The organism is Hymenobacter properus (assembly GCF_015694735.1).
Lineage (GTDB): Bacteria > Bacteroidota > Bacteroidia > Cytophagales > Hymenobacteraceae > Hymenobacter > Hymenobacter properus.
This window is the reverse complement of record NZ_JADQDP010000002.1, coordinates 748,839-772,272: the sequence shown is the minus strand read 5'-3', so window position 1 is coordinate 772,272 and position 23,434 is coordinate 748,839. Positions and strand designations below refer to the sequence as shown.

At 63.2% G+C, this 23,434-nt stretch carries 18 protein-coding genes and 1 tRNA gene; 15 read left to right on the top strand and 4 right to left on the bottom strand.

The genetic code is table 11. The features are described from left to right. The first annotated feature begins 38 nt into the window (after window positions 1–38). On the top strand, window positions 39–1,397 hold the full coding sequence (locus I2I01_RS09430) for a sigma-54-dependent transcriptional regulator (protein ID WP_196286192.1): 1,359 nt from the start codon (window positions 39–41) through the stop codon (window positions 1,395–1,397). A gap of 57 nt (window positions 1,398–1,454) precedes the next feature. Continuing rightward, window positions 1,455–4,325, top strand: coding sequence for a PAS domain S-box protein (locus I2I01_RS09425; protein ID WP_196286191.1), 2,871 nt, complete (start codon window positions 1,455–1,457; stop codon window positions 4,323–4,325). A 331-nt stretch (window positions 4,326–4,656) separates the two neighbouring features. Here I2I01_RS09425 and I2I01_RS09420 read toward each other — a convergent pair whose 3' ends face one another. Continuing rightward, entirely contained in the window at window positions 4,657–5,049 is a 393-nt protein-coding gene (locus tag I2I01_RS09420) for a T9SS type A sorting domain-containing protein (RefSeq protein ID WP_196286190.1), read from the bottom strand. Window positions 5,050–5,221: 172 nt separating this feature from the next. Here I2I01_RS09420 and I2I01_RS09415 point away from each other — a divergent pair, with 172 nt between their 5' ends. From I2I01_RS09415 to I2I01_RS09405, 3 genes are all read left to right on the top strand, one after another. Further along, window positions 5,222–6,340, top strand: coding sequence for an NAD(P)/FAD-dependent oxidoreductase (locus tag I2I01_RS09415; RefSeq protein ID WP_196286189.1), 1,119 nt, complete (start codon window positions 5,222–5,224; stop codon window positions 6,338–6,340). Between the two features lie 346 nt (window positions 6,341–6,686). Next, entirely contained in the window at window positions 6,687–7,877 is a 1,191-nt protein-coding gene (locus tag I2I01_RS09410; protein ID WP_196286188.1) for a type III polyketide synthase, read from the top strand. A gap of 16 nt (window positions 7,878–7,893) precedes the next feature. Then, the gene (locus I2I01_RS09405; protein ID WP_196286187.1) at window positions 7,894–8,595 is read left to right on the top strand and encodes a methyltransferase domain-containing protein; all 702 of its coding nucleotides are present in this window, start codon (window positions 7,894–7,896) and stop codon (window positions 8,593–8,595) included. A gap of 70 nt (window positions 8,596–8,665) precedes the next feature. Here I2I01_RS09405 and I2I01_RS09400 read toward each other — a convergent pair whose 3' ends face one another. After that, window positions 8,666–9,565, bottom strand: coding sequence for a histone deacetylase family protein (locus I2I01_RS09400; RefSeq protein WP_196286708.1), 900 nt, complete (start codon window positions 9,563–9,565; stop codon window positions 8,666–8,668). A gap of 262 nt (window positions 9,566–9,827) precedes the next feature. On the opposite strand from I2I01_RS09400, the gene I2I01_RS09395 reads away from it, so the two are divergent. From I2I01_RS09395 to I2I01_RS09370, 6 genes are all read left to right on the top strand, one after another. Continuing rightward, window positions 9,828–11,975, top strand: coding sequence for a glycoside hydrolase family 97 protein (locus I2I01_RS09395; protein WP_196286186.1), 2,148 nt, complete (start codon window positions 9,828–9,830; stop codon window positions 11,973–11,975). Between the two features lie 248 nt (window positions 11,976–12,223). Further along, on the top strand, window positions 12,224–13,831 hold the full coding sequence (locus I2I01_RS09390; RefSeq protein WP_196286185.1) for a Na+/H+ antiporter: 1,608 nt from the start codon (window positions 12,224–12,226) through the stop codon (window positions 13,829–13,831). 215 nt (window positions 13,832–14,046) lie between these two features. After that, window positions 14,047–14,679 (top strand): (2Fe-2S)-binding protein, encoded by a 633-nt coding sequence (locus tag I2I01_RS09385; protein WP_230678935.1) that lies wholly within the window; start codon window positions 14,047–14,049, stop codon window positions 14,677–14,679. Next, window positions 14,676–15,656, top strand: coding sequence for an FAD binding domain-containing protein (locus I2I01_RS09380; protein ID WP_196286184.1), 981 nt, complete (start codon window positions 14,676–14,678; stop codon window positions 15,654–15,656). The genes I2I01_RS09385 and I2I01_RS09380 overlap by 4 nt, the downstream gene beginning before the upstream one ends. A gap of 127 nt (window positions 15,657–15,783) precedes the next feature. Beyond that, window positions 15,784–18,018 (top strand): xanthine dehydrogenase family protein molybdopterin-binding subunit, encoded by a 2,235-nt coding sequence (locus I2I01_RS09375; protein WP_196286183.1) that lies wholly within the window; start codon window positions 15,784–15,786, stop codon window positions 18,016–18,018. A 364-nt stretch (window positions 18,019–18,382) separates the two neighbouring features. After that, window positions 18,383–18,649: a hypothetical protein gene (locus tag I2I01_RS09370; protein ID WP_196286182.1), complete on the top strand. Its 267-nt coding sequence runs from the start codon at window positions 18,383–18,385 to the stop codon at window positions 18,647–18,649. Window positions 18,650–19,001: 352 nt separating this feature from the next. Here the strand turns inward: I2I01_RS09370 and I2I01_RS09365 are convergent, their stop codons facing one another. Next, window positions 19,002–19,361, bottom strand: a complete 360-nt coding sequence (locus tag I2I01_RS09365; RefSeq protein WP_196286181.1) for a carboxypeptidase regulatory-like domain-containing protein — start codon at window positions 19,359–19,361, stop codon at window positions 19,002–19,004. 223 nt (window positions 19,362–19,584) lie between these two features. Further along, window positions 19,585–19,659 (bottom strand) — tRNA-Val (locus I2I01_RS09360). A 193-nt stretch (window positions 19,660–19,852) separates the two neighbouring features. On the opposite strand from I2I01_RS09360, the gene I2I01_RS09355 reads away from it, so the two are divergent. From I2I01_RS09355 to I2I01_RS09340, 4 genes are all read left to right on the top strand, one after another. Then, the gene (locus tag I2I01_RS09355; protein ID WP_196286180.1) at window positions 19,853–20,551 is read left to right on the top strand and encodes a porin family protein; all 699 of its coding nucleotides are present in this window, start codon (window positions 19,853–19,855) and stop codon (window positions 20,549–20,551) included. Between the two features lie 129 nt (window positions 20,552–20,680). After that, window positions 20,681–21,364 (top strand): porin family protein, encoded by a 684-nt coding sequence (locus tag I2I01_RS09350; RefSeq protein ID WP_196286179.1) that lies wholly within the window; start codon window positions 20,681–20,683, stop codon window positions 21,362–21,364. Between the two features lie 9 nt (window positions 21,365–21,373). Next, complete coding sequence (locus tag I2I01_RS09345) at window positions 21,374–21,871, top strand: DUF6992 family protein (RefSeq protein WP_196286178.1); 498 nt, start codon at window positions 21,374–21,376, stop codon at window positions 21,869–21,871. Window positions 21,872–22,145: 274 nt separating this feature from the next. Continuing rightward, window positions 22,146–23,270: a CocE/NonD family hydrolase gene (locus I2I01_RS09340; RefSeq protein WP_196286177.1), complete on the top strand. Its 1,125-nt coding sequence runs from the start codon at window positions 22,146–22,148 to the stop codon at window positions 23,268–23,270. Window positions 23,271–23,434 lie beyond the last annotated feature (164 nt).

Sequence of the window (23,434 nt, the reverse complement as noted above, 5' to 3'; positions counted from 1 at the left end):
TGGGCCATCTTGCATACACATCTTCATTCCTTTGTCCCATGACATCTACCTTACCCTTCAAGATTTTTGTCATCGAAGACAACGAGTGGTATGGCGAGCTGCTGGTGTACCGGCTGAGCCAGAACCCCAACCACAGCGTGCAGCGCTTCGCCACGGCCCGGGCCTGCCTCGACCACCTGGACGAAAAACCCGACTTCATCACGCTCGACTATTCGCTGCCCGACGCCAAGGGCGAGCAGTTGCTGCGCCAGATTCGGGAGCGCCTGCCCGGCACCGAGGTGCTGGTGGTGAGCGGGCAGGAAGACGTGGGCACCGCCGTGAGCATGCTGCGCCAGGGTGCCTACGACTACCTGGTGAAGGACGAAAACACCCTGGACCGCCTCTGGAACATTGTGGGCAAGGTGGAGCAGCAGGCCCGCCTGCGCCGCGAAAACAACCAGCTGCGCCAGCAGATTGGGGCGCGCTACGGGGCCGGACAGGCCATTCTGGGCGAGCACGCGTCCATTCAGCAAGTGCACACGCTCATTGCCAAAGCCGCCCGCACCACCATCACGGTGAGCGTGAGCGGCGAAACCGGCACCGGCAAAGAGCTGGTGGCCAAAGCCATCCATTTCCAGTCGAGCCGCGCCGGCCAGCCGTTTGTAGCCGTGAACATGGCGGCCATTCCGCGCGAGCTGGTGGAGAGCGAGCTGTTTGGCCACGAAAAGGGCGCTTTCACGGGGGCAGTGGCCCGGCGGGTGGGCCGGCTCGAAGAAGCCAACGGCGGCACCCTTTTCCTCGACGAAATTGCCGACCTCGACCTGAGCTTGCAGGCCAAGCTGCTGCGCGTGCTACAGGAGCGCGAGGTGACGCGCGTGGGCGGCAGCCAAGCCGTGGCCTTCGACGTGCGCCTGATAGTGGCCACCCACCGCGACCTGCTGGCTGAGGTGCAGGCCGGCCGCTTCCGCGAAGACCTGTACTACCGCCTGCTGGGCCTGCCCATTGCCCTGCCGCCCCTGCGCCAGCGCGGCAACGACGTGCTGCTGTTGGCCGAGGAATTTGTGCGCGACTTCTGCACCCAAAACAACCTGCCGCCCCGCCTGCTCACCGACGACGCCCGCGAGCGCCTCAAGGGGCACCCCTTCCCCGGCAATGTGCGCGAGTTGAAGGCTGTGGTGGAGCTGGCCGCGGTGCTGGCCGATGGCGAAGCCATCAACGGCGACGACCTGCCCCTGCGCGCCGGCCGCACCACCGTGGGCCCGGGCAGCCAGCTGTCGCTCCGCGAGCAAACCACAGCTATAGTGCAGCATTGCCTCGACGAGATGGAGGGCGACGTGCTGGCCGTGGCCGCCCGCCTGCGCATCGGCAAATCGACCATTTACCGGATGATACAGCAGCGGGAACTGCACGTCAGCTAAGCCGACGCCGCTTCACTACCTTGCCGCTGCATTCCGTTTCTGCCTCGCTTTTTCCCGATGATGCGTCGCTCCCGCTCTCCTCGTGTGGCCCGCCGGCCGGCCGCGCCCAGCACCCGGCGGGCGGCCGAACGGCCGGCTCGTTGGGCGGGCGCCCGGCCCGATACCGAGCCGCTCATCTTCGGCGACGGACTGGCCGATAAGGTGCCGCTCATTCTGTTTTATTACGACGTGCAGCACCGCCGGCTGCGGCACTGCAACCAGCACTGCCAAACCGTGCTGGGCTATTCGCCGCAGGAGCTCCTCTCCTTGGGCACCGGCATGGTGAGTGCCTTGTTGCACCCGGAATCGATGCAGCAGGCCCAGCTGGGCAACCTGCACACGCTGCTGCACTCCGAGCGGCCCATTAGCTGGGACTGCCGCGCCCGGCACCGCGACGGCAGCTGGCGCTGGCTGCGCCTGCGCCTACGGGCCAGCGTGCTGGGCCCCCACGGCAACGTGCGGGAGCTGATGGGCAGCGCCGAAGACGTGACCCGCCACCGCGCCGCCGTGGACGAGTTGCGCCACAACCGGCACCTGCTGCGCCAGGTGGTGGACTTGGTGCCCAACCTGATTTACATCTACGACCTGCGGCAGGAGCGCAACGTGTATTCCAACCGGCGCCTGGAGCTGATGCTGGGCTATGCCAGCGAGGAATTGCTGGCCTTGCCGCAAGGCGCCTTGCTACCCCAGCTGCTCAGCCCCGAGGAGCGGGAACGGCTGCTGGCCCACTGGCGGGAGGTGGCCCGCCTGCCCGACGGCGAGGTGCTTACCCTGGAATTTGCCGTGCAGCACCGCAACGGCACGGTGCGCTGGCTGCGCAGCACCCACACGCCGTTTGCGCGGGCCGCCAATGGGGAAGTCACCAGCATCATCGGCGTGGCCGAAGACGTGACCGACCGCCGCGCCACCGACGCCCACCGCCGCGCCGCCACCGACCGCCTGGCCGAGCAGCACCGCCTGTTCCGACAGGTCATCGATGCGCTGCCGCACCCCATCTACCTCAAAGATGGCCACGGCAACTACCAGCTGGCGAACCGCGCCATGGGCGCGCTCTATGGCCTCACGCCCGAAGAACTGGTGCGTCTCGACGCGGCCAGCCTGCCCATGCAGGACCACGGCGACCTGGCCCGCTACATCGAGCAGGACCGGCAGGTGCTGGCCACCGGCGAAGACCTCACCGTGGAGGAATCGTACACGGCCCTGGACGGCACGGTGTCGTGGTTCAGCAGCGTGAAGCGCCTGTTTGTGCGCGCCGACGGCACGGCCCAGGTGCTGGGCCTCGACAGTAACATCACCGAGCTGAAGCGCACCCAGCGGGCCCTGGAACAAGCCATTGGCGAAGCCGAAGTGGACGCGCAGGCCAAGCAGGATTTTTTGGCCAACATGAGCCACGAGATTCGCACCCCGCTGCACGGCATTCTGGGCCTGACCGGGGTGCTGGCCAAAACCAACCTCAGCCGCAGCCAGCACGACTACCTGCGGCTGCTGGGCGAGTCGGCCGAGCACCTGCTCACGGTGCTGAACGACGTGCTGACCACCGCCCGCCTCGGCGCGGGCAAGCTGCAGCCCGAATCGACGCCCTTCGACCCCACCGAGCTGCTGGTTGGCTGCGCAGCCCTGCTGCGGCCCCGGGCCCGCGAAAAGGGCCTGCGCCTGCGCATCGACCGGCCCGCTGCCCTGCCCGAGGTGCTGGGCGACGCCCACCGGCTGCGCCAGGTGCTGCTCAACCTGGTCAGCAACGCCATCAAGTTTACCGAAGCCGGGCAGGTGCGGCTGCGCTGCCGGCGGGTGCCTGCCCCCCTGCACCACGCCGAGCCCGCCGACACGGTGTGGCTGCAGTTTGTGGTGAGCGACACCGGGCTGGGCATTGCCCCCGAAACGCTGGACAAGGTGTTCGAACCCTTCGCCCAGGCCGCCGCCAGCACCGACCGCGAGTACGGCGGCTCGGGCCTGGGGCTGAGCATTTCCGAAGGCCTGGTGCGGCTGATGGGCGGCACGCTGCGCGTGAGCAGCGAGCTGCACCAGGGCAGCACGTTTGCCTTCACGCTGCCGCTGCGGCCGGTGCCGCTGGAGGCACCCGCGCCCGCGCCGCCCATTGCGCCGCCCACGGAGGCCGAAGCCGGCCGCATCCTGCTGGTGGAAGACAACCTGGTGAACAGCCTGCTGGCCGAAACCGTGCTCCGCAACTGGGGCTTCCAGGTGACCACCGCCGCCAGCGGCCCGGCGGCCATTCAGCTCTTCGAGCACCGGCCCTTCGACCTGGTGCTGATGGACATTCAGATGCCCGGCATGGACGGCGAAACCGCCGCCCGCGCCCTGCGTCTGCACCCCGATGCCGCCCGCGCCGCCACACCCATCATTGCCCTCACGGCCCGCGCCCAGGCCGGCGAAGCCGAGCGCCTGCAGGCCGCCGGCTTCGACGGCTACCTCTCCAAGCCCTACCGCGAAGAACAACTCCTCGAAACCATGCGCGCCGTATTGGCCCGCCACGCCGCCGAACCAACTCACCCTTACCATACCGCCGACACCATGTCTTCTGCAAAACCCCTCTACGACCTGAGCAACGTGCGCCAGTTGGTGCGCCAGGACGAAACCATTGTGCGCCGCCTGGCCTGGGCCTTCATCGAAACCACGCCCGCCATCCTCACCGCCCTCGACGAAGCCCTGGTGAAGCCCGACTGGGAGGCCGTGGGCGACGCTGCCCACCACCTGAAAAGCTCGCTCGACGGCCTGGGCGTGGAAAGCCTGCGCCACGTCATCCGCGAGATTGAGGCCTATGGCGATGCCGCCCCCAACCCTGCTCACGCCGCCCGACAAATTGCCCAGGTGCGCGCCGTGACCGAGGAAGTAATGGCCGCCCTCCGCGCCGAATTTCCGGAGCAAGGCTAGCGAACCAGGCGCCCGCCTGGACGGGCGCCACGCCTCAAATGCCTAAATCTTGTTGAAACCCGCGTTCCCTGTTTGGGGTTGAATACCCAACAGCGACTCCCCGACCGGAGCCGTTTTCATCCACCCGCTTTTTCGTTCACTATCATGTTTCTGTTCATGCTCGGCCTGCTCGTTGTCACGGCCATCCTCGCCTACAGCACCGTTAACGACATTAAGGAAATGCTGACGCCCGCTCCGGTGCGCGCGAAGTAGTTCTCAGCCGTTTGGTTAAATGAAAAAAAGCAGCCCAAGAGCTGCTTTTTTTGTTGTTCTGGCTTAGCCAATGAAGCGCTTAGCGGATGACCAGCTTGCACATCTGGCTGTTGTTGTCCGACTCGAGACGCACGTAATAGAGGCCGTTGGCAAATTTGCTCAGGTCGAGCATTTTGGTGTAACGGTCGTTGAGTTCGGTGAGCGTTTCGCGGTACATCACCGAACCGATGACGTTGAGCACGCTCAGCTCCACTTTTTTACCTTGCTGGTTGTTGATGGTCAGGTGCACGATGCCGGTGCTGGGGTTGGGGTATACCACCAGCGTTTTTTCATCGTTGCCGGGTTTGCTGCCTTGCTGGCCGGGGCGGTGCAGGGTGGTAGCGGCGGCAGCGGGCAGCGTGCGCAGCATGGGGGCAAAGCCAAAGCTCAGGCCCATACATAGCAAGAAAGATAGAAAGTAGCGTTGCATCATAGTATAGTTAGCGGGTGGAAAGGCGCGCGAGGCGTAGAGGAGATAACGAAAAATGGTGATTTTAGTTGACAAAGGTACGGCAGTTAATTTGCCGAGCCACTCTCAATATACAGAAACCTCGATGAATTACGTTGTTTTCGCTTCCGCCGTTCTCATTTTGCCGACCAATTAAGTGGATATTCTCCTGATTGGCGGCGGGCTGGCCGGCTTGGCGGCGGCCCTCGACCTGGCCGGGCGCGGCCACCGCGTGGCGGTGGTGGAGCGCAAGCAGTACCCCTTCCATAAGGTGTGCGGCGAGTACGTGAGCAACGAAGTGCTGCCCTACCTGCGCCGCCTCGGGGCCGACCCGGTGGGGCTGGGGCCGGCAGCCATCACGCAGTTCCTACTGTCGTCGCCGGGCGGGCGCACCCTCACGGCCCCGCTCGACCTGGGCGGCTTCGGCGTGAGCCGCTACGCGCTCGACGACTTTCTGTACCAACAGGCCGCGGCGCGGGGCGTCACGTTCTACCTGAAAAGCACGGTGACGGACGTGGCCTTTGATGCCACCGCCGACCAGCACGTGGTGGCGCTGGCCGATGGCCGCCAGCTGACGGCCCGCATGGTGCTGGGCACCTACGGCAAGCGCGCCAACCTGGACCGGCAGCTCGGGCGCGGCTTCTTTGGGCAACGCTCGCCCTACCTCGGCGTGAAGTACCACTTGCGTCTGCCCGGCTTTCGGCGCGACGTGATTGCGCTGCACAATTTCGCCGATGGCTACGCGGGCATTTCGGCTATTGAAGAGGACAAGCTGTGCTTCTGCTACCTCACCACCCGCGAAAACCTGCGCCGCCACGGCAACATTCCGGCAATGGAGGCCGCAGTACTGGCCCAAAATCCACGGCTGCGCGAGATTCTGGGCGCGGCCGAGGTGCTGTATCCGCAGCCGGAGGTGATTAATGAAATTTCCTTCGCGCCCAAGCAGCCGGTGGAGCAGCACATTCTGATGGTGGGCGACGCGGCCGGGCTCATCACCCCGCTGTGCGGCAACGGCATGGCCATGGCCCTGCACGGCGCGGCACTGGCCGCAGTGGCGGCCGATGACTTTCTCAGCCACAAAACCACGCGGGCGGGCATGGAAACCGCTTATGCGCGGGCCTGGCAGGCGCAGTTTGGCGCGCGGCTGCGGGTGGGGCGGGCGGTGCAGCAGCTGTTTGGCGGGCCGGTGCTGAGCGAGCTGGTGATAGGCGGCCTGCGCCACTGGCCGGGCGCGGTGCAGGCCCTGATGCGGCGCACCCACGGCCGGGAATTCTAGCGCCGGGGCGGGCTGCCGGCTTTTCGCCGGCTGTCCGCTCTTCGCCAGGCAAATTTGCCGCTTGCTGAGCGGACAGCAGCATGGCTGGCGTCGGCGGCTTGCTCTTCGCCAGACAATCCGTTGCCCATAGAGCGGACAGCCGGCGACAAGCCGGCAGCCCGCCCGTTTCCTTGCTCAAACCAATTTTCCAAAGCGCTTCCCGCCTGACGCCAAAAAGTTATTGACGGGATTTTAGCCGAGCAGCGCGCAAAACTGTTTGTAATCCCGTAAATAGGGTGTGCCGAGGCGCGGATGTTGTTCCGGGCAGCGGCTACGCTCTCCTTCCGCCCGTCATTTTCCTTCCGGCATGCCGAGTTATTTAGGTGCCATCGGCACAGCCAATCCTGTCCACCGCATTGCCCAGCCGCAGATAGCCGAGTTCATGGCCAGTGCGTTGGGCTTTGGCGAGGCCGATACGCGCAAGCTGCGGGCGCTGTACCGCGTGTCGGGCATTGAGCACCGCTACTCGGTGCTGCTCGACTACGGCCGGGCCAACGGCGAGTATACCTTCTTCCCCAACACACCCGACTTGGAGCCATTTCCCAGCGTGGGCCAGCGCATGGCCGCCTACCGCCGCGAGGCCCTGCCCCTGGCCGTGGAGGCCGTGCGCAATAGCCTGCGTCAGGTACCGGATGTGGCTGCGGGCAGCATCACGCACCTCGTGACGGTGAGCTGCACGGGCATGTACGCGCCGGGGCTCGACATTGAGCTGGTGCGGGCCCTAGGCCTGCCGCCCGACGTGCGCCGGACCTGCGTCAACTTCATGGGCTGCTACGCTGCCGTGAACGCCCTGAAGCTGGCCGACGCCTTCTGCCTGGCCGATGCCGGGGCCCGTGTGCTCATCGTGAGCGTGGAGCTGTGCACCCTGCATTTTCAGAAAAGCCCCGAGGAAGACCACCTGGTGAGCAATGCGCTGTTTGGCGACGGCGCGGTCGCCTGCCTGGTGCAGGCTGCTCCGCTGCCCAATGAGGTGCCTAGCTTGGCCCTGCAAGCCTTTCACTGCGGCCTGGAGCCTGATGGGCACGACGACATGGCCTGGCACATCAACGACTTCGGGTTTGAGATGACGCTGAGCAGCTACGTGCCCAAGCTCATTCAGCGCGGCATCCGCACCCTGACCGATGGGCTGCTGGACCGCTTGCCGGTGCAGCTGGGCGACGTGCGGCACTTCGCCATTCATCCCGGCGGCCGCAAGATTCTGGAAGCCATCGAGGCGGCGCTGGGGCTGACGCGCGACGACAACCGCCACGCCTACCGCGTGCTTCGCGACTATGGCAACATGTCGTCGGCCACGGTGCTGTATGTGCTGCGCGAGGTACTGGCCGCTGCCACGCCGGCCGACGATGGCGCGCCAGTGCTCAGCTTCGCCTTTGGCCCGGGCCTGACGATGGAAGCCATGCTTTTACAGTTAACAGTTGGCAGTGAACAGTTAGCAGTTGCGGCTCATCAGCAGCAGGAAGAAACCGTGCGTGAAGCAAAACTGCTCACTGTTCACTGATAACTGTTCACTGACAATGTTTGCAGAGCGCGCTGCCGGTCCCGAGCTGATGGACGACCTGACGTTGGCCTCCGACGCCCTGCGCCAGAACCTCGACGAGCTCGAAACCATCAATACCTGGCTGGGCGGCTACGCGCCGGTGCTGGATGCGTTGGACCGCCTGCGCCCCCGGTTCCCGGCCGGCCGACCCCTGCGTATAGCTGACTTAGGCAGCGGCGGCGGCGACACCCTGCGGCAGATAGCCCGCTGGGCCCGCCGCCGGGGCGTTGCCGTGGAGCTGACCGGCATCGACGCCAACGAATTCATGCTGGAGTACGCGGCTGGCAAAAGCGCGGATTACGCCGAAATCAGCTACCGGCAGTTCGACATTTTCGCGCCCGAATTTCAGGCGCAGCCCTACGACGTGCTCACGTGCAGCCTGTTCTGCCACCACTTCACCGATGCAGAGCTGGTGACGCTGTTGCGACAGTGGCAGCAGCAGGCGCAGGTGGCTGTCGTCATCAATGACCTGCACCGGCACTGGCTGGCCTACCACAGCATTAAGTGGCTGACGCGGCTGCTGGGCGGCTCCTACCTGGTGCGGCACGATGCGCCGCTGTCGGTGGCCCGGGCCTTCCGGCGCGAAGATTGGGTGGCGCTGCTGGCGCGGGCCGGTATTGAGCGGTATGAGCTGCGCTGGCGCTGGGCGTTTCGGTGGCAAGTAATTATCAGCGGTTAGCGATGAACGGTTAGTGGGTAGTGACCACATGCATACGGGCTACTATTCATTAATCGTTAACCATTCACCGCTAATAGATGCCCGCCGCCACCCGAAACGTATTGGCGTGCGCCTCCACGATATCGGCGATGCGCTCGGAGTAGCCGCCGCCCATGCACACCACCACGGGCAGCCGGTGCTGCTGACAGAGGCGCAACACGAGTTCGTCGCGCTGGCGGCAGCCTTCGCGGGTGAGGGCGAGGTGGCCCAGCTTGTCGGTGGCCAGCACGTCGACGCCAGCGAGGTAGAACACAAAATCGGGCCGCACGTCGGTTAGCAGGCGCGGAAGCGTGTCGGCCAGCAGCTTGAGGTACGAGGCGTCGTCGGTGCCGTCGGGCAGGGGCAGGTCGAGGTCGGAATGCTCTTTGCGGGCGGGGTAGTTGCGGGCACCGTGCATGGAGAAGGTGAATACCCGCGGCTCATCGCGAAAAATGGTGGCCGTGCCGTTGCCTTGGTGCACGTCGAGGTCGACGATGAGGACCTGGCGGGCGTGGCCGTGGGCCAGCAGCCAGGCAGCCGCGGCAGCCTGGTCGTTGAGCAGGCAGAAGCCCTCGCCCCGGTCGCAGAAGGCGTGGTGGGTACCGCCGGCGATATTGAAAGCTACGCCGTGCGCGAGGGCCCGGCGCGCGCACTCAATGGTGCCGCCCAGGATGGTGATTTCGCGCTCGAACAGCTGCGCCGACCACGGGAAGCCGGTGGCCCTCTCCTCCTGCCGGGTGAGCTGGCCGAGGCGGAGGCGCTGGTAGTAGTCGGCGTCGTGCACCCGCAGAATGTCCTCGTCGGGTGGGGGCTGGGCCACGAAGAAGTCGGCCGCGGTGGCAGTGCCTTCATGGAGAAGCTGCTCGGGCAGCAGCTCGTATTTCAGCATGGGGAAGCGGTGGCCGACAGGTAGCGGGTGGTCGTAGTTGGGGGCGAGGGCAATGGACAGCATCGGGTAGGTAACGAAATAAGCACCGTAGTGGCCGGTTTGGAGCAACTGATGCCAAGGCACAAAGCAACCGGTGAAAATTTGTTGTCGGTCATGCTGAGCGGAGTCGAAGCATCTCTCCCGCGCAACGTAATCACATATTATTGCGGTAGAGATGCTTCGACTCTGCTCAGCATGACCGGCAGGCGGCTACCAACTGGGTGCACTTGCGCATTCCGAAAGAATCATGACATTTGTGCAAACGTTTTCACACCCGCTCTAGCCTATGTATTCCCACCGCTTCTTCCCCACCGGTTGCTCCTTACCGAAATCGGTTTGGTCCCTCTTGCTTTTAAGTCTGTGCCTGCTCGGGCAGGCGGCCGCAGCCGAGGATATCAAGTCGCCCAACGGCCAGCTCACGCTCAGCTTCAACCTGCAGGGCGACGGCGTGCCCACATACCGCCTCACCTACAAGGGTCGCGACGTCATCAAAACCAGCAAACTGGGCCTGGATTTGAAAAACGCCACCGCCCTCACCAGCGGGTTTGCCGTGGCCGAGAGCAAGCAGCGCAGCTTCGACGAAACCTGGACGCCGGTGTGGGGCGAGGTGAAAACCATTCGCAACCACTACAACGAGCTGGCCGTGACGCTCAAGCAGGCCAGCACCGACCGCAGCATCCGGGTGCGGTTTCGGGTGTTTGACGACGGGCTGGGCTTCCGCTACGAGTTTCCGCGCCAGCCCAAGCTCGATTACTTCACCATCAAGGAGGAGCGCACCCAGTTTGCCCTGGCCTGCGACCACAAAGCCTTCTGGCTGCCCGGCGACTACGACACGCAGGAGTACAGCACCGTGACGTCGAAGCTCTCGGAGGTGCGCGGGCGCATGAAGGCAGCCGTGACACCCAACGCCTCGCAAACCACCTTCTCCCCCACCGGCGTGCAGACGCCGCTCATGCTCAAAAGCCAGGACGGGCTCTACATCAATATTCACGAGGCGGCGCTGATTGACTACTCGTGCATGAGTCTCGACCTTGACGACAAGAATTTCGTGCTGGAGTCGCACCTCACGCCCGATGCCGTGGGCGACAAGGGCCTGATTCAGACGCCGGCCAACTCGCCCTGGCGCACGGTGATTGTGAGCGACAAAGCAGGCGACATTCTGGAGTCGAAGCTGGTGCTGAACCTGAACGAGCCGACCAAGTTCAAGGACGTGAGCTGGATTAAGCCGGTGAAGTACGTGGGCGTATGGTGGGAGATGATTACGGGCAAGAGCACGTGGTCGTACACCAACATGGATAACATCAAGCTCGATTCCGTCGACTACAACAAGGTGAAGCCCAACGGCACGCACGGCGCCAACACGGCCCACGTGAAGGAATACATCGACTTCGCCGCCAAGCACGGCTTCGACGCGGTGCTGGTGGAGGGCTGGAACACCGGCTGGGAAGACTGGTTCGGCAAGCACAAGGACTACGTGTTCGATTTCGTGACGCCCTACCCCGATTTCGACGTGAACGAGCTGCAGCGCTACGCCGCCAGCAAAAACGTCAAAATCATCATGCACCACGAAACCTCGGGCTCGGTGCGCAACTACGAGCGGCACCTCGACGCGGCCTTTGATTTCATGAACCAGCACGGCTACAACGCCGTGAAAACCGGCTACGTGGGCGACATCGTGCCCCTGGGCCACCACCACTACGACCAGTGGGTGAACAACCACTACCAATTCGTGCTGGAAAAAGCGGCCGCGCATAAAATCATGGTGAACGGGCACGAGGCCGTGCGCCCCACCGGCCTGGCCCGCACCTATCCCAACCTGATTGGCAACGAGGCGGCCCGCGGCACCGAGTACGAGTCGTTCGGCGGCAACAACGCCGACCACACCACCATTCTGCCCTTCACCCGCCTCATCGGTGGGCCGATGGACTACACGCCCGGCATTTTCCAGACGCGCATCAGCACCTTCAACCCCGCCAACAAGTCCTTCGTGCACAGCACCCTGGCCCGTCAACTGGCCTTGTACGTAACGATGTACTCGCCCCTGCAGATGGCGGCCGACATGATTGAGCACTACAACGAGCACCTCGACGCCTTCCAGTTCATCAAGGACGTGGCCGTGGACTGGGACGACAGCAAAGTGCTCGAGGCCGAGCCCGGCGACTATATCACCATCGCCCGCAAAGCCAAGGGCAAAAACAGCTGGTTCGTGGGCAGCACCTGCGACGAAAACGGCCGCACCTCGAACGTGAATTTTAGTTTCCTCGACCCCGGCAAGAAGTACACGGCCACCATTTACGCCGACGCCAAGGACGCGCATTACGAGAAGAACCCGCAGGCCTACGCCATCCGCAAAATGACGGTGACGCGCAAGAGCAAGCTGGCGCAGTACTGCGCACCGGGCGGCGGCTATGCTATCAGTGTGGTGCCGCAATAACTCAATCCTCTGTCATCCTGAGCGCAGCGAAGGACCTTATCACGTTTAAACATTAGTTGTTCAGCCGTGAGAAGGTCCTTCGCTGCGCTTAGGATGACAGGCGGCGCAGTTGATATGCCTCGGCTGCGCTCGGCATGACCGTTTTGCCAGTGGCTCAGCAGCTGCCGAACAGCCGAACGAGCAGGTGACGAATTACCTTGCGAAAGCCCAGCATTGGGCTTTCGCTGTTTTACGCCCGGCTCTCCCCCATGCAAAACCTGTTCTTCGAGTTCGTTTTTCTGGTGCTCATCATTCTGGCGCTGGTGATGCTGGCCCAGAAGCTGCGGCTGGCCTACCCCATTGTGCTGGTGCTGGGCGGGCTGGCCCTGAGCGTCACGGGCTGGTTTGCCAACATCACCATCGACCCGGAAATTGTGTTTCTGGTGTTTCTGCCGCCGCTGCTGTATGAGGCGGCCTGGCAGGTGTCGTGGAAGGAATTCTGGAAGTGGCGGCGGGTGATTGCCAGCTTCGCGTTTCCGGTGGTTATTATCACCTCATGCATCGTGGCGGTGGTGGCGCACTCGCTCATTCCGGGGTTCACACTGGCGCTGGGGTTTCTGCTGGGCGGCATCGTGTCGCCGCCCGATGCCATTTCGGCTACCACCATCATGCGCAACGTGCAGGTGCCGCGCCAGATGGTGAGCATCATCGAGGGCGAAAGCCTGCTGAATGACGCTTCTTCGCTGATAGTGTTTCGGTTTGCGCTGGCGGCCGTGCTCACGGGGCAGTTTGCGTTTAGCGCGGCGGCGGGCAGCTTTTTTCTAGTCATTGTGATGGGCACGGCCATTGGCATGGGCATCGGGCTGGTGTTCTACGCCATTCACCGCTGGCTGCCCACCACGCCCAGCATCGACACGGTGCTTACCCTGCTCACACCCTACTGCCTTTACTACGCGGCCGAGCATTTCCACTATTCCGGTGTGCTGGCCGTGGTGAGCGGCGGCCTGCTACTCTCCAGCCAGCGCCACGCCATGCTCACCTACCGCAGCCGCATCGAGAGCATCGACGTATGGAGCGTGCTGAGCTTCGTGCTGAACGGGCTGGTGTTTCTGCTCATCGGGCTGGAGCTGCCCGCCATCACCCAGCAGCTCGACGGCGGCCTGGGCCCGGCCATTGGCTACGGGCTGCTGATTTCGCTCACGCTGGTGCTGGCTCGGCTGCTGTGCTCCTTTGGGGCGGTGCTCTTTACCAGGTTTGCCAGCCACTTCATCACCGTGGCCGATGCCAACCCGGGCTGGCGCGGGCCGGTGGTGCTGGGCTGGGCGGGCATGCGCGGGGTGGTGTCGTTGGCGGCGGCGCTGTCCATTCCGCTGCTTACGCCGCAGGGCCAGCCCTTCCCCTACCGCAACCTGATTTTGTTCATCACCTTCGTGGTCATCCTCGTCACGCTGGTTTTTCAGGGGCTCACGCTGCCCTGGCTCATTCGTATGGTGAAGCCGGTGGCCAGTCACCAGCCCATTGCGCCCGAGCAGCAGGAATTGATTTTGCAGAAAAAGCTGGCCCTGCAAGCCCTTCGCTCCGTGGAAGCCGCCGACGGCCCGCCCAGCGACTACATGCAAAACCTGCGCGCCCGCCTGCAGCTCGACGCGGCCTTTTTCACCCACCAACTCGAAGCCCCCGCCGGCCCGCCCGACGACCGCCTGCACCGCTTCCACCAAAGCTACCTGCAGCTGCTCGACCAGCAGCGCACCCTGCTGCACGAGATGAACCACCGCATGGAGTTCGACGAGGAAATCATCCGCAAGTACCTCACCATCCTGGATTTGGAGGAGTACAAGCTGCGTGAGAAACAGCCGCAGCTGCTGGGCACGGAGTAGCGGGGCTGAATCGGGTACAGCCCATCATGCAGAGCGCAGCGAAGCATCTTTACCGCACAACTAATCCTCTTAAAAGAAAGCGCGACCGGTAACCTCTGGGGCCGCTTGTGGTTGGTTAATCCCAGCGACGGCTGTTCTTGGGCCCGCTGGCATCAGCCTGGCTTAGGGCTGGCACATTGCTTATCTTTTGCTCTCACTTCCATTCCTTTCCTTCTATGGCGATGAACCCCGAGCCGGACGTGCCGGCGCCCCACGACGAAAACCGCCGCAATTTCCTCAAGCAGTCATCGCTACTCACGGCCCTGGCCCTGGTGCCGGCCCCGGTGGTGTCGGCTGCCGAGGCTAAGCTGGACGAGCGGGTGGCTGAATCCATCGAGAAAGTGCCGCTGAGCCTGAAAGTAAACGGCAAGAAATACAAGCTCTCGGTGGAGCCGCGCACCACGCTGCTCGACTTGCTGCGCGAAAACCTAAACCTGACCGGCACCAAAAAAGGCTGCGACTACGGGCAGTGCGGCGCCTGCACCGTGCACGTGGATGGTCAGCGCGTGAACAGCTGCCTGAGCTTCGCGGTGATGCACGACGGCCAGGAAATCACCACCATTGAGGGCCTGGCCGACGGCGACAAGCTGCACCCCATGCAGGAGGCGTTCGTGAAGCACGACGGCTTCCAGTGCGGCTACTGCACCCCGGGCCAGATTATGAGCGCCGTGGCCTGCGTGCGCGAGGGCCACGCCGGCTCGGAGGCCGAAATCCGGGAGTACATGAGTGGCAACATCTGCCGCTGCGGGGCTTACACCAACATTGTGGCCGCCATTCAGGACGTGAAATCGGGAGGGCAAAAGGTATGAACCAGTTTCAGTACGTGCGGCCCACCAAGCCGCAGGCCGCCATCGACGCAGTGGCCAAAGACGCCAACGCCCGCTTCATTGCCGGCGGCACTAACCTCGTGGATTTGATGAAGCGCGGCGTGATGACCCCGCAAAAGTTGGTCGACATCAACCGCCTAGACTTCCGCAAAATCGAGCGGGAGGGCAATACCCTGCGCATCGGTGCCCTGGCCCTGAACTCCACCGTAGCCAACGACCGGCAGGTGCGCGAGCGGCACCCACTGCTGGCTCTGGCACTGAATGCCGGGGCCAGCCCGCAGTTGCGCAACATGGCTACCGTGGGCGGCAACATGCTGCAGCGCACTCGCTGCGCCTACTTCTACGACATCACCATGCCCTGCAACAAGCGCCAGCCCGGCTCCGGCTGCGGCGCGCTGGAAGGCATCAACCGCATGCACGCCATTTTCGGATTCAGCGACAAGTGCATTGCCGTGCACCCCTCCGACATGAGCGTGGCCCTCGTGGCCCTCGATGCCACCGTGCAGGTGAGCGGCCCCAAGGGCAACCGCAGCATCCCCTTTGCCGACTTCCACCGCCTGCCCGGCGACACGCCCGAAAAGGACACCAACCTGGAGCCCGGCGAACTAATTACGGCCGTGGACCTGCCCGACAGCCCCTTCACCAAGCACGTGCACTACCAGAAAGTGCGCGAGCGGGCCAGCTACGCCTTCGCCCTGCTCTCGGTGGCCGCGGCGCTGGATATCGACAATGGCACCATTAGGGCGGCGCGGCTCGCGATGGGTGGTGTGGCGCACAAGCCCTGGCGCCTCACCGCCGCTGAGCAGGCGCTGGTGGGCAAACCGGCCACGGAAGCCACGTTCCAGCAAGCTGCCGCCGTGGCCATGCAGGGCGCCAAGGCCTTCAAATACAATGAATACAAGCTGCGTCTGGGCCCCAACGCAATTGTGCAAGCCCTGAAAACGGCCGCTGCGGTATAGCGTCATGCCGAGCGCAGCCGAGGCATCTCGCGTGCGCAACGCAACTCAATCGATTGGTTTACTTCGGCATGCGAGATGCCTCGACTGCGCTCGGCATGACGTGCTATAGCATAAGCACTTTCTCCTTATGAACGCCCCAGAAAAGAAAATTGGCAAGCCCATGAACCGGGTGGACGGCCGCCAGAAAGTGACCGGCGCGGCCAAGTATTCGGCCGAGTACGAGCTGCCCAATATGGCCTACGCCGTGCTGGTGGGCAGCACCATCGCCAAGGGCCGCCTCACGGGCCTCGACACCAAAGCTGCCGAGCGGGCTCCGGGCGTGCTGGCCGTCATCACCCACCTCAACGCGCCCAAGGCGCCCGGCATCAAGCCCGCCGGCAAAGACCCCTCGCAGCCGCAAACGGTGGGCAGCGCTCTGCAGGTGCTCGTAGACGACAACATTCGCTTCAACGACCAGCCCATTGCCGTGGTGGTGGCCGACACGCTGGAGCGGGCCCGCTTCGCGGCGCGGCTGGTGCAGGCCCGGTACGCTGCCGAAAAGCACCTCACCAACCTGGAAGCCGCCAAGCCCAACGCCTTCCTGCCCACCCAGGCCAAGAAGAACCCGAAGTCGCCCACGGCCGACTACCAGCGCGGGCAGGTGGACGCCTACAAAACCGGCGCCCTCAAGCTGGAAGCCGAATACGTGATACCGACCGAGGTGCACCACCCCATGGAGCTGCAGTCCATCACGGCGCACTGGGAGGCGCCCGACCGGCTCACGCTCTACGACAAAACCCAGGGCACCATGGCCACCCGCCGCGACTTTGCGCGGCAGTGGGGCCTGCCCGAGGCCAACGTGAAAGTCATTGCCACCTTCGTGGGCGGGGCCTTCGGCAACGCCCTGCACAGCTGGCCCCACGAGTCGGCGGCCATTATTGCGGCTAAAGTGGTGAACCGGCCCGTGAAGCTGATGCTCACGCGCGAGCAGATGTTCACGATGGTGGGCTACCGGCCCCACACCTGGCAGAAAATCGGCATGAGTGCCACGGCCGACGGCAAAATCACGGCCATCACCCACGAGAGCATCGGTCAGACTTCTACTTATGAGGAGTTTACCGAATCGACCCTGGGGCAGACCAAGATGATGTATCAGTCGCCGAACCTGACCACCCGCTACCGGCTGGCGGCGCTCGATATAGGCTCGCCCATCTGGATGCGCGGCCCGGGTGAGGCCACCGGCGCCTTCGCCCTGGAATCGGCCATGGACGAAATGGCTCACCTGCTGAACCTCGACCCGCTGGAATTCCGCATGCGCAACTACACCGAGCAGGACCCCGAAAAGGACCGTCCCTGGAGCAGCAAGTTTCTGAAGGAATGCTACCAGGCCGGCGCCCAGCGCATCGGCTGGAACAAGCGCCAGCTTAAGCCCGGCGCCCTGCGCGACGGCGAATGGCTGGTGGGCTACGGCATGGGCGTGGGCACCTTTGGGGCGCACCGGGGCTCCTCCAAGGCCAGCGCCCAGCTGCTGCCCAACGGCACCGTGCTGCTGCAAAGCGCCGTGACGGACATTGGTCCTGGCACCGGCACGGCCATGACGCAGATTGCGGCCGATACCCTGGGCCTGGCCCCAGAGAAAATCCGCTTCGAGTGGGGCAATTCCGACTTTGCCCAGGCCCCCACCCAAGGCGGCTCGGCCATTGTGAACACCGTGGGCCCGGCCGTGCAGGAAGCCTGCCTGGCCTTGAAAGACAAGTTGCGCGAGCTGGCCGCGGCTAGCAACGGCGCTTTTGCCACCGCCAAAAAAGAAGACATAACTTTTACCGACAACCACCTCACCTTGGCCGGCAACCCCGCTGCCCGCGCCGCCTACGCCGACTTGGTGAAGCAGGCCGGCGGCACGGCCGTGACCGTGGAATCGAAGCCCAGCGGCGAGGGGCAGAAGTATTCTATGTACTCGTTTTCGGTGCATTTTGCCGAGGTGCGCGTGCACGAGCTGACCGGCGAGGTGCGCGTGAGCAAGCTGGTGAGCTGCGCCGATGCCGGCACCATTGTGAACGAAAAAACCGCCGGCAACCAGATGAAAGGCGGCGCCGTGGGCGGCATCGGCATGGCCCTGATGGAGCACGCCATCATCGACGACCGTTTCGGCCGCTACGTGACCAAGGACCTGGCCGACTACCACGTGCCCGTGCACGCCGACGCGCCGGCCGTAGAGGTGTACTTCGTGAACCAGCCCGACCCGCACGTGAACGCGCTGGGCACCAAAGGCATCGGCGAGATTGCCACCATCGGCGTGGCCCCGGCCATTGCCAACGCCGTGTTCAACGCCACCGGCAAGCGCGTGCGCGAGCTGCCCATCACGCCGGACAAGCTGGTGTAGTGGCTGATTCGAGCCCAGTACGTCTGAATAAAAACCCTCACCGCAAGGCGGTGAGGGTTTTTATTCAGACGTACTGGGCTCTGGTTATTTCTGGCAGGGCTGGTAGGTGCTGGCTTATAACTCTCAATATGAGTGCTTGCTCGACGGTTTCAATGCCCGGCGCACGGGATTCCATCCCGCCGCGTGGCAGCCGTGGCGTACGACGCTTGACTTGTTCTTGGAATCATAACCTACAATACTTGCGTTATACTGGCAGAGCGGCTACTATTGCATTAGTGGACACCAGCTGCTGGCCAAGCTGAGGAAACACCAGAGCCATACCAAACGGCCAGTCTCATCCGCTGGCCGTTTGTAATTTTAAATTATGGAAGTAACTAACCACACCCTCGCCGAAGCCACCACCACCGCGCCCTTCATCGACTACGCCGTGTGCGTAGACGACAGCAACCGTCCGGCCAAGCACGTAGGCGATTGGCCAGTTGAGGGCCAGATTTACCCCGTGCGCGTGACGGAGGGCAAGGCCGAAGGAACGGAACTAGTGCACGTGCTGGGCTTTCAGGGCGAAGCGCCCTATTTTAATGCCTTCAGCCAGCACCGATTTGAAATCATCGAGCGGGTATGGCTCAATTAGCCTTTGGCGCCCCGCTACACAAAAGCCCTGGCCAGTTGGCCGGGGCTTTTTATTTTCTCTTAAAATGGCGATGCCATCTGTTCCGTGCACGCCAATGGGCAGGTGCCCGCCCCAGCGTTACCAGATAGCAACGGCGGGCGGCAATGGAATGCGCACAGACTCGTCGGTCTTTTCTTGCCAGAGGCCGATGCAGCACGTTGGACCGTTGCCTGGCCACTCGTGCTGGTTGACGTGGTGCGGCTTGAGGGCCTGCACAGCAGGTAGCCAGTGCTCAGGTGAACAACGGAGCCAAGGCTTAAATCAAGGCGACGCTCATTCCGTCGGCTGTCATACCTCGACTGCCACTGCGTGTTCAGTCGTTGTGGCGCAGGTAAAAGGTGACCTGCACGGAATCGCCGGGCTCCACCTTGACCGTGGTGCGGGCAGGGCGCATGCCCGTATGCTCCACGACCACCTGGTGCTTGCCGGGCGCGACGGGTACACGGTACGCCCCGAACGCATCGGTGTAGTGTGCTTGGCCATCGATTGAAACCAATGCTTTGGCTACGGGGAATCTTCCGGCCTCATCTACCACTTGCACCCGGCCCACCAATACCGGGGCACTGCCGGGGGCCGCGCGGAATCGCACCTCTTCCTGCCCCCGCAACGAAGAGGGGCTGCTGGTGACGCGTTCTGAATTGCAACTGACGAAACCAGCGACGGAAAGGAGCAAGAAGAAAGTCGAGGTAGAATGAAGTGCCTTCAAAAACAAGAGGAAAAAGGTGGTAAAAGCCCGAAGCCATGCTCGTGCTGGCCGCTATTTTGTCGTGTCAATAATAACGATGAGGTGATGGTACTAAGCGCATTATTTGCCACCTCCTAAGTACCCCATTTTTAGTAAAGCCAGGAACCGTATATGTAAAAACCGCCTCTGCGCTTCGCAAAGACGGTTTTCGTGAAGTGTATTGGGCTCGAACCAACGACCTCCACCGTGTCAGGGTGGCGCTCTGAACCAACTGAGCTAACACTCCGGAATCGGCCCTGCCAGGGCTGCTGAGCAACCCCAAAGGTAGTACTTGTGCGCTTTTGGAACACCAGGCGACTCGGCTTTTTTTCCCGTGCGCTGGCCGCGGGGGCAACTTTCTGAGCCCGGGAAAGTATAGGGGCAAACGGGAATAGTAATCTTCCCGGGCCTGTGGCCTCATTTCCTTACCTTCTTTCACCATGAAAAAGATTTTTCTGTTTCTGCTGCTCGCTGTGGCTTCCGGGCCGGCTGCTTTTGCACAAGCTGCCCCGGGCGGCGCTCAATCTTCTAAGGACTACACCGGCGGCGCCGTGACCGAGTCGGGCAACACCGGCTTCGGTGTAAAAGGCGGCTACAACCTCAGCGGCATACGCGGCGATGACGTAGTGGGCCTTAATCGCAATTCGCTCAGCAGCTTCCACGCCGGGGTGTATGGCCAGTTCGGCTTCAACGACTTTTCCTCCATCCAGGCTGAACTGCTGTATTCGCGGCAGGGCTTCTCCGCCGATTTTACGCCGACCGGCTCCTCGACCAAAACCACGCAAACCTTCCACCTCGACTACGTTTCGCTGCCCATTATGTATGTCGGCAATTTTACCGACAACTTCAGCTTCCACGTAGGCCCGCAGGTTTCCTTGCTGGTGAATGCCAACAACGGCTCTTCGCTCGATTTTGCGGCTAACGGCATCCACTCGTTCGACTACGGTGGAGTAGGTGGCCTGGAAGCACGTTTTGGCCCCGCCCGCTTGGGCGCCCGCTACAACCTGAGCCTTGGCAAGCTGTTCAAAAGCCCCGACAACCCCAATGCAGCAGGCGCATACGTTGCCAGCCAATACAAAAACTCTAACATCTACAACAACCTGCTGCAGGTATATGTAGGCTTCGGCTTCACCCAATAAGCAACGCTTACTGTTATGGTTCAGAAAAGAGGCCTTCGGGCCTCTTTTTTTGTGCGCAGCCAAGCGCCTGGTGGCAACCCTGGCCGCGGGCGTCCGTTTTCCCTAGCAATCCATTCATTGTTTTTAAGCATGAAAACAACCTTATTCACCCTGGCGCTCGGGCTGGCCCTGGCGCCGGCCGTGCAGGCCCAGCAGGGCCCTGGCGTGGGCTCGTCAACTGATTACACGGCCGGCGACGGCACGGAATCGCGCAACACCGGCTTCGGCATCAAGGGCGGCTACAACCTGGCCAGCATTCAGGGCACGGGCACCAGCCTGTTTACCAACCGCGACAACCTGAAGGATTTTCACGCGGGCGTGTACGGCCAGTTCGGGTTCAACAACTTTGCTTCGCTGATGGTGGAGCTGCTATACTCGCGCAAAGGCTACCGCACCGACTACCTGGGCACCGCCACGCGCGACACCCGCCTCGACTACCTCGAGCTGCCCATCCTCTTCGTGGGCAACATCACCGAAACGCTCAGCATCCACGTGGGGCCGCAGGTGTCGCTGCTTACCAACGTGCGCAACGGCGACCTCAGCGTAAGCATCAAAGACAACGGTTTCAACAGCCTCGACTACGGCGGCATTGTGGGCGCCGAAGCCCGCCTGGGCTTTGCCAAAGTGGGCGCCCGTTTCGACTGGAGCCTGGGCAAGGTATACAAGGACGGAACGGTGGTGCGCTACAACTCCACCACTGGCGCGGCCATTGGCGACAACAACATCCGCAACCAGGTTTTTCAGCTGTACCTGGGGCTGGGCTTCAAAAAATAGCGGGCCCGCATGCCCGGGCTCGACGTAGCGGCGCTGGACCACGCCCGCGAAATGCTGCTGGGCCGGGCGCTGGCCGTGCTGGCCGCCTGGGCCCTGCTCAACCTGCTGGTGAGCGGCATCCTACTGCGGCGGGCCGACCGCCGCTTTGTGCCCTATTACTTCCACGGCATGAACGTGGGTTGGGGCTTGGTGAACACCGTGCTGGCCTGCTGGGGCATTCTGCACCTGCGCTTTACCTCGCCGCCGGGCCTGCGGCTGGCCGAGCTGGTGGCGGAGCAGCTGCACAACGAAAACCTCTTTTTGCTCAACACGGGGCTTGACGTGGCCTACGTGATGACGGGCTTTTACCTGCGGGCGCTGGCGGCGGTGCCGGGCCAAGCCAATGCGGCGCGCCTGGATGGTTTTGGCCGGGCGCTGTGGGTGCAGGGCGGCTTTCTGCTGGTGTTTGATGCGGCTGTGTGGTGTCTATTGCACTGGCAAGGGCAGGCTTGGATACCGCTTATTTAATCATTGTTTAGCCAACATCTTGAATCTCATATTGGGAACAAAATCCGACTTAGGGAGAATCTCGTTTCTTTCATCGGGCGAATTTGCCAGTAAGTCGGCCAAAGCGGCAGGTTTAACTTATTTATCTTTTAGTAATCACGCTGATAGATGAAATTTGAGTAATCCTGCTACGGGCACCGGCTGGCTGATTGTCATTCGCCGTTTAGCCCTAAGCAGGAATTATATGCGCCTTTTTACCCTCTTTTTCAGCTGCCTTTTGTCGCTGGCTCCCGTTTTGGGAGCTTCTGCAAACACCTTCGACCGCGTAGAAGCCGTGGCCGTAACCAGCCCCGCCGGCGGCGTTCGCCTCAACGGCATCTTGCGACTGCCCACCGGCCAGGGCCCCTTCCCGGCGGCGGTGCTGCTGCCCGAGCGCGGCGTGGACGCCAGCGACCCCAACTCGGCCAACAACCAGCTGCTGAGCAGCCTGGCCGAATACCTGGTGCGCCAGGGCGTGATAGTGCTGCGCCTGCACGAGCGGGGCCTGGGCGGCTCTGGCGGTTCGGCCGCCACCACCACGCTGGCCGAGCGCACTGCCGACGCCATTGCGGCCCTCAACTACCTGCGCACCCGGCCCCAGGTCGACGTGACGCGCCTCGGCCTCATTGGCCACGGCGAAGGGGGCAACGTGGCCCTGCTGGCCGGTGCGCAGCCGCTGGCGCCCACGTTTGTAGTAGCCATGGGCGCGGCGGGCCTCACCGGCCGCGAAGTGCTGGCCAGCCAGCCCACCATGTACGGCAAGGTGCTGGGCAATGACTCGACCGACGCCCAACGCGCGCGCAAGTACCGCCTCGAAATGGTGGCCGCCGAGCAGGAAGCCGCCAAAATGCGCCTGCACGGCTCCAACGCCGCCCAGGTGCAAACCTACCTCGACCAGCAGCGCCTGCGCCAGAAAGCCGCCATGCGCCGCGACGAGGAAGCCCTCCTCAAGCAGCAGCGGGCCATGCTCGAAATTGTGCGCCAAACCCCTGACAATGGCCAGGCCCAGGCCATTTTGGGCAACATGCTGCGCCAGCGCTATCCCGGCATTGCGCCCCAAGACCTGCAGGCCAGCGTGCAAACCCTCACCACCCCCACATATCGCAGCTACCTCAATTTCGACCCGCAGCCTGCCCTGCCCGGCGTGAAATGCCCCGTGCTGCTACTGCAAGGTGAGGCCGACCAGCAGGTGAACGCCACTGCCAATCTAACGGCCCTGCGCAAAGGCCTGCGCAACAACGCCCGCGTGGCGGAGCTGCGCTACCCCAACCTCAACCACGCCTTGCAGTTCGCCAGCAACACGCCGGCCGAAGCTGCGTCCGCCGCCTTCAACCCCGATACGCCGACGGATATTTATAAGTGGATTGCGAGCCAGAAATAGGGCCGGCGTCTGTCATTCAAGAAGTAACATCTGTCATTGCGAGCGAAGCGCGGCAATCCGTCCTCTTAGCCGCAACCAGCCTATTAACGTGACAAAGCCCAATTCAAAAAGCCCCGGTACCGCAGTGGTGCCGGGGCTTTCTGGTAAAAGGGCAGGTCTGGTCC

Bases quoted from the DNA above. Each gene is read 5' to 3' on its own strand.
- I2I01_RS09425 (WP_196286191.1), top strand. From the start codon at position 1,455: ATGATGCGTCGCTCCCGCTCTCCTCGTGTGGCCCGCCGGCCGGCCGCG.
- I2I01_RS09395 (WP_196286186.1), top strand. From the start codon at position 9,828: ATGTATTCCCACCGCTTCTTCCCCACCGGTTGCTCCTTACCGAAATCG.
- I2I01_RS09370 (WP_196286182.1), top strand. From the start codon at position 18,383: ATGGAAGTAACTAACCACACCCTCGCCGAAGCCACCACCACCGCGCCC.
- I2I01_RS09410 (WP_196286188.1), top strand. From the start codon at position 6,687: ATGCCGAGTTATTTAGGTGCCATCGGCACAGCCAATCCTGTCCACCGC.
- I2I01_RS09350 (WP_196286179.1), top strand. From the start codon at position 20,681: ATGAAAACAACCTTATTCACCCTGGCGCTCGGGCTGGCCCTGGCGCCG.
- I2I01_RS09430 (WP_196286192.1), top strand. From the start codon at position 39: ATGACATCTACCTTACCCTTCAAGATTTTTGTCATCGAAGACAACGAG.
- I2I01_RS09420 (WP_196286190.1), bottom strand. From the start codon at position 5,049: ATGATGCAACGCTACTTTCTATCTTTCTTGCTATGTATGGGCCTGAGC.
- I2I01_RS09385 (WP_230678935.1), top strand. From the start codon at position 14,047: ATGGCGATGAACCCCGAGCCGGACGTGCCGGCGCCCCACGACGAAAAC.
- I2I01_RS09345 (WP_196286178.1), top strand. From the start codon at position 21,374: ATGCCCGGGCTCGACGTAGCGGCGCTGGACCACGCCCGCGAAATGCTG.
- I2I01_RS09355 (WP_196286180.1), top strand. From the start codon at position 19,853: ATGAAAAAGATTTTTCTGTTTCTGCTGCTCGCTGTGGCTTCCGGGCCG.
- I2I01_RS09390 (WP_196286185.1), top strand. From the start codon at position 12,224: ATGCAAAACCTGTTCTTCGAGTTCGTTTTTCTGGTGCTCATCATTCTG.
- I2I01_RS09405 (WP_196286187.1), top strand. From the start codon at position 7,894: ATGTTTGCAGAGCGCGCTGCCGGTCCCGAGCTGATGGACGACCTGACG.
- I2I01_RS09380 (WP_196286184.1), top strand. From the start codon at position 14,676: ATGAACCAGTTTCAGTACGTGCGGCCCACCAAGCCGCAGGCCGCCATC.
- I2I01_RS09400 (WP_196286708.1), bottom strand. From the start codon at position 9,565: ATGCTGTCCATTGCCCTCGCCCCCAACTACGACCACCCGCTACCTGTC.
- I2I01_RS09375 (WP_196286183.1), top strand. From the start codon at position 15,784: ATGAACGCCCCAGAAAAGAAAATTGGCAAGCCCATGAACCGGGTGGAC.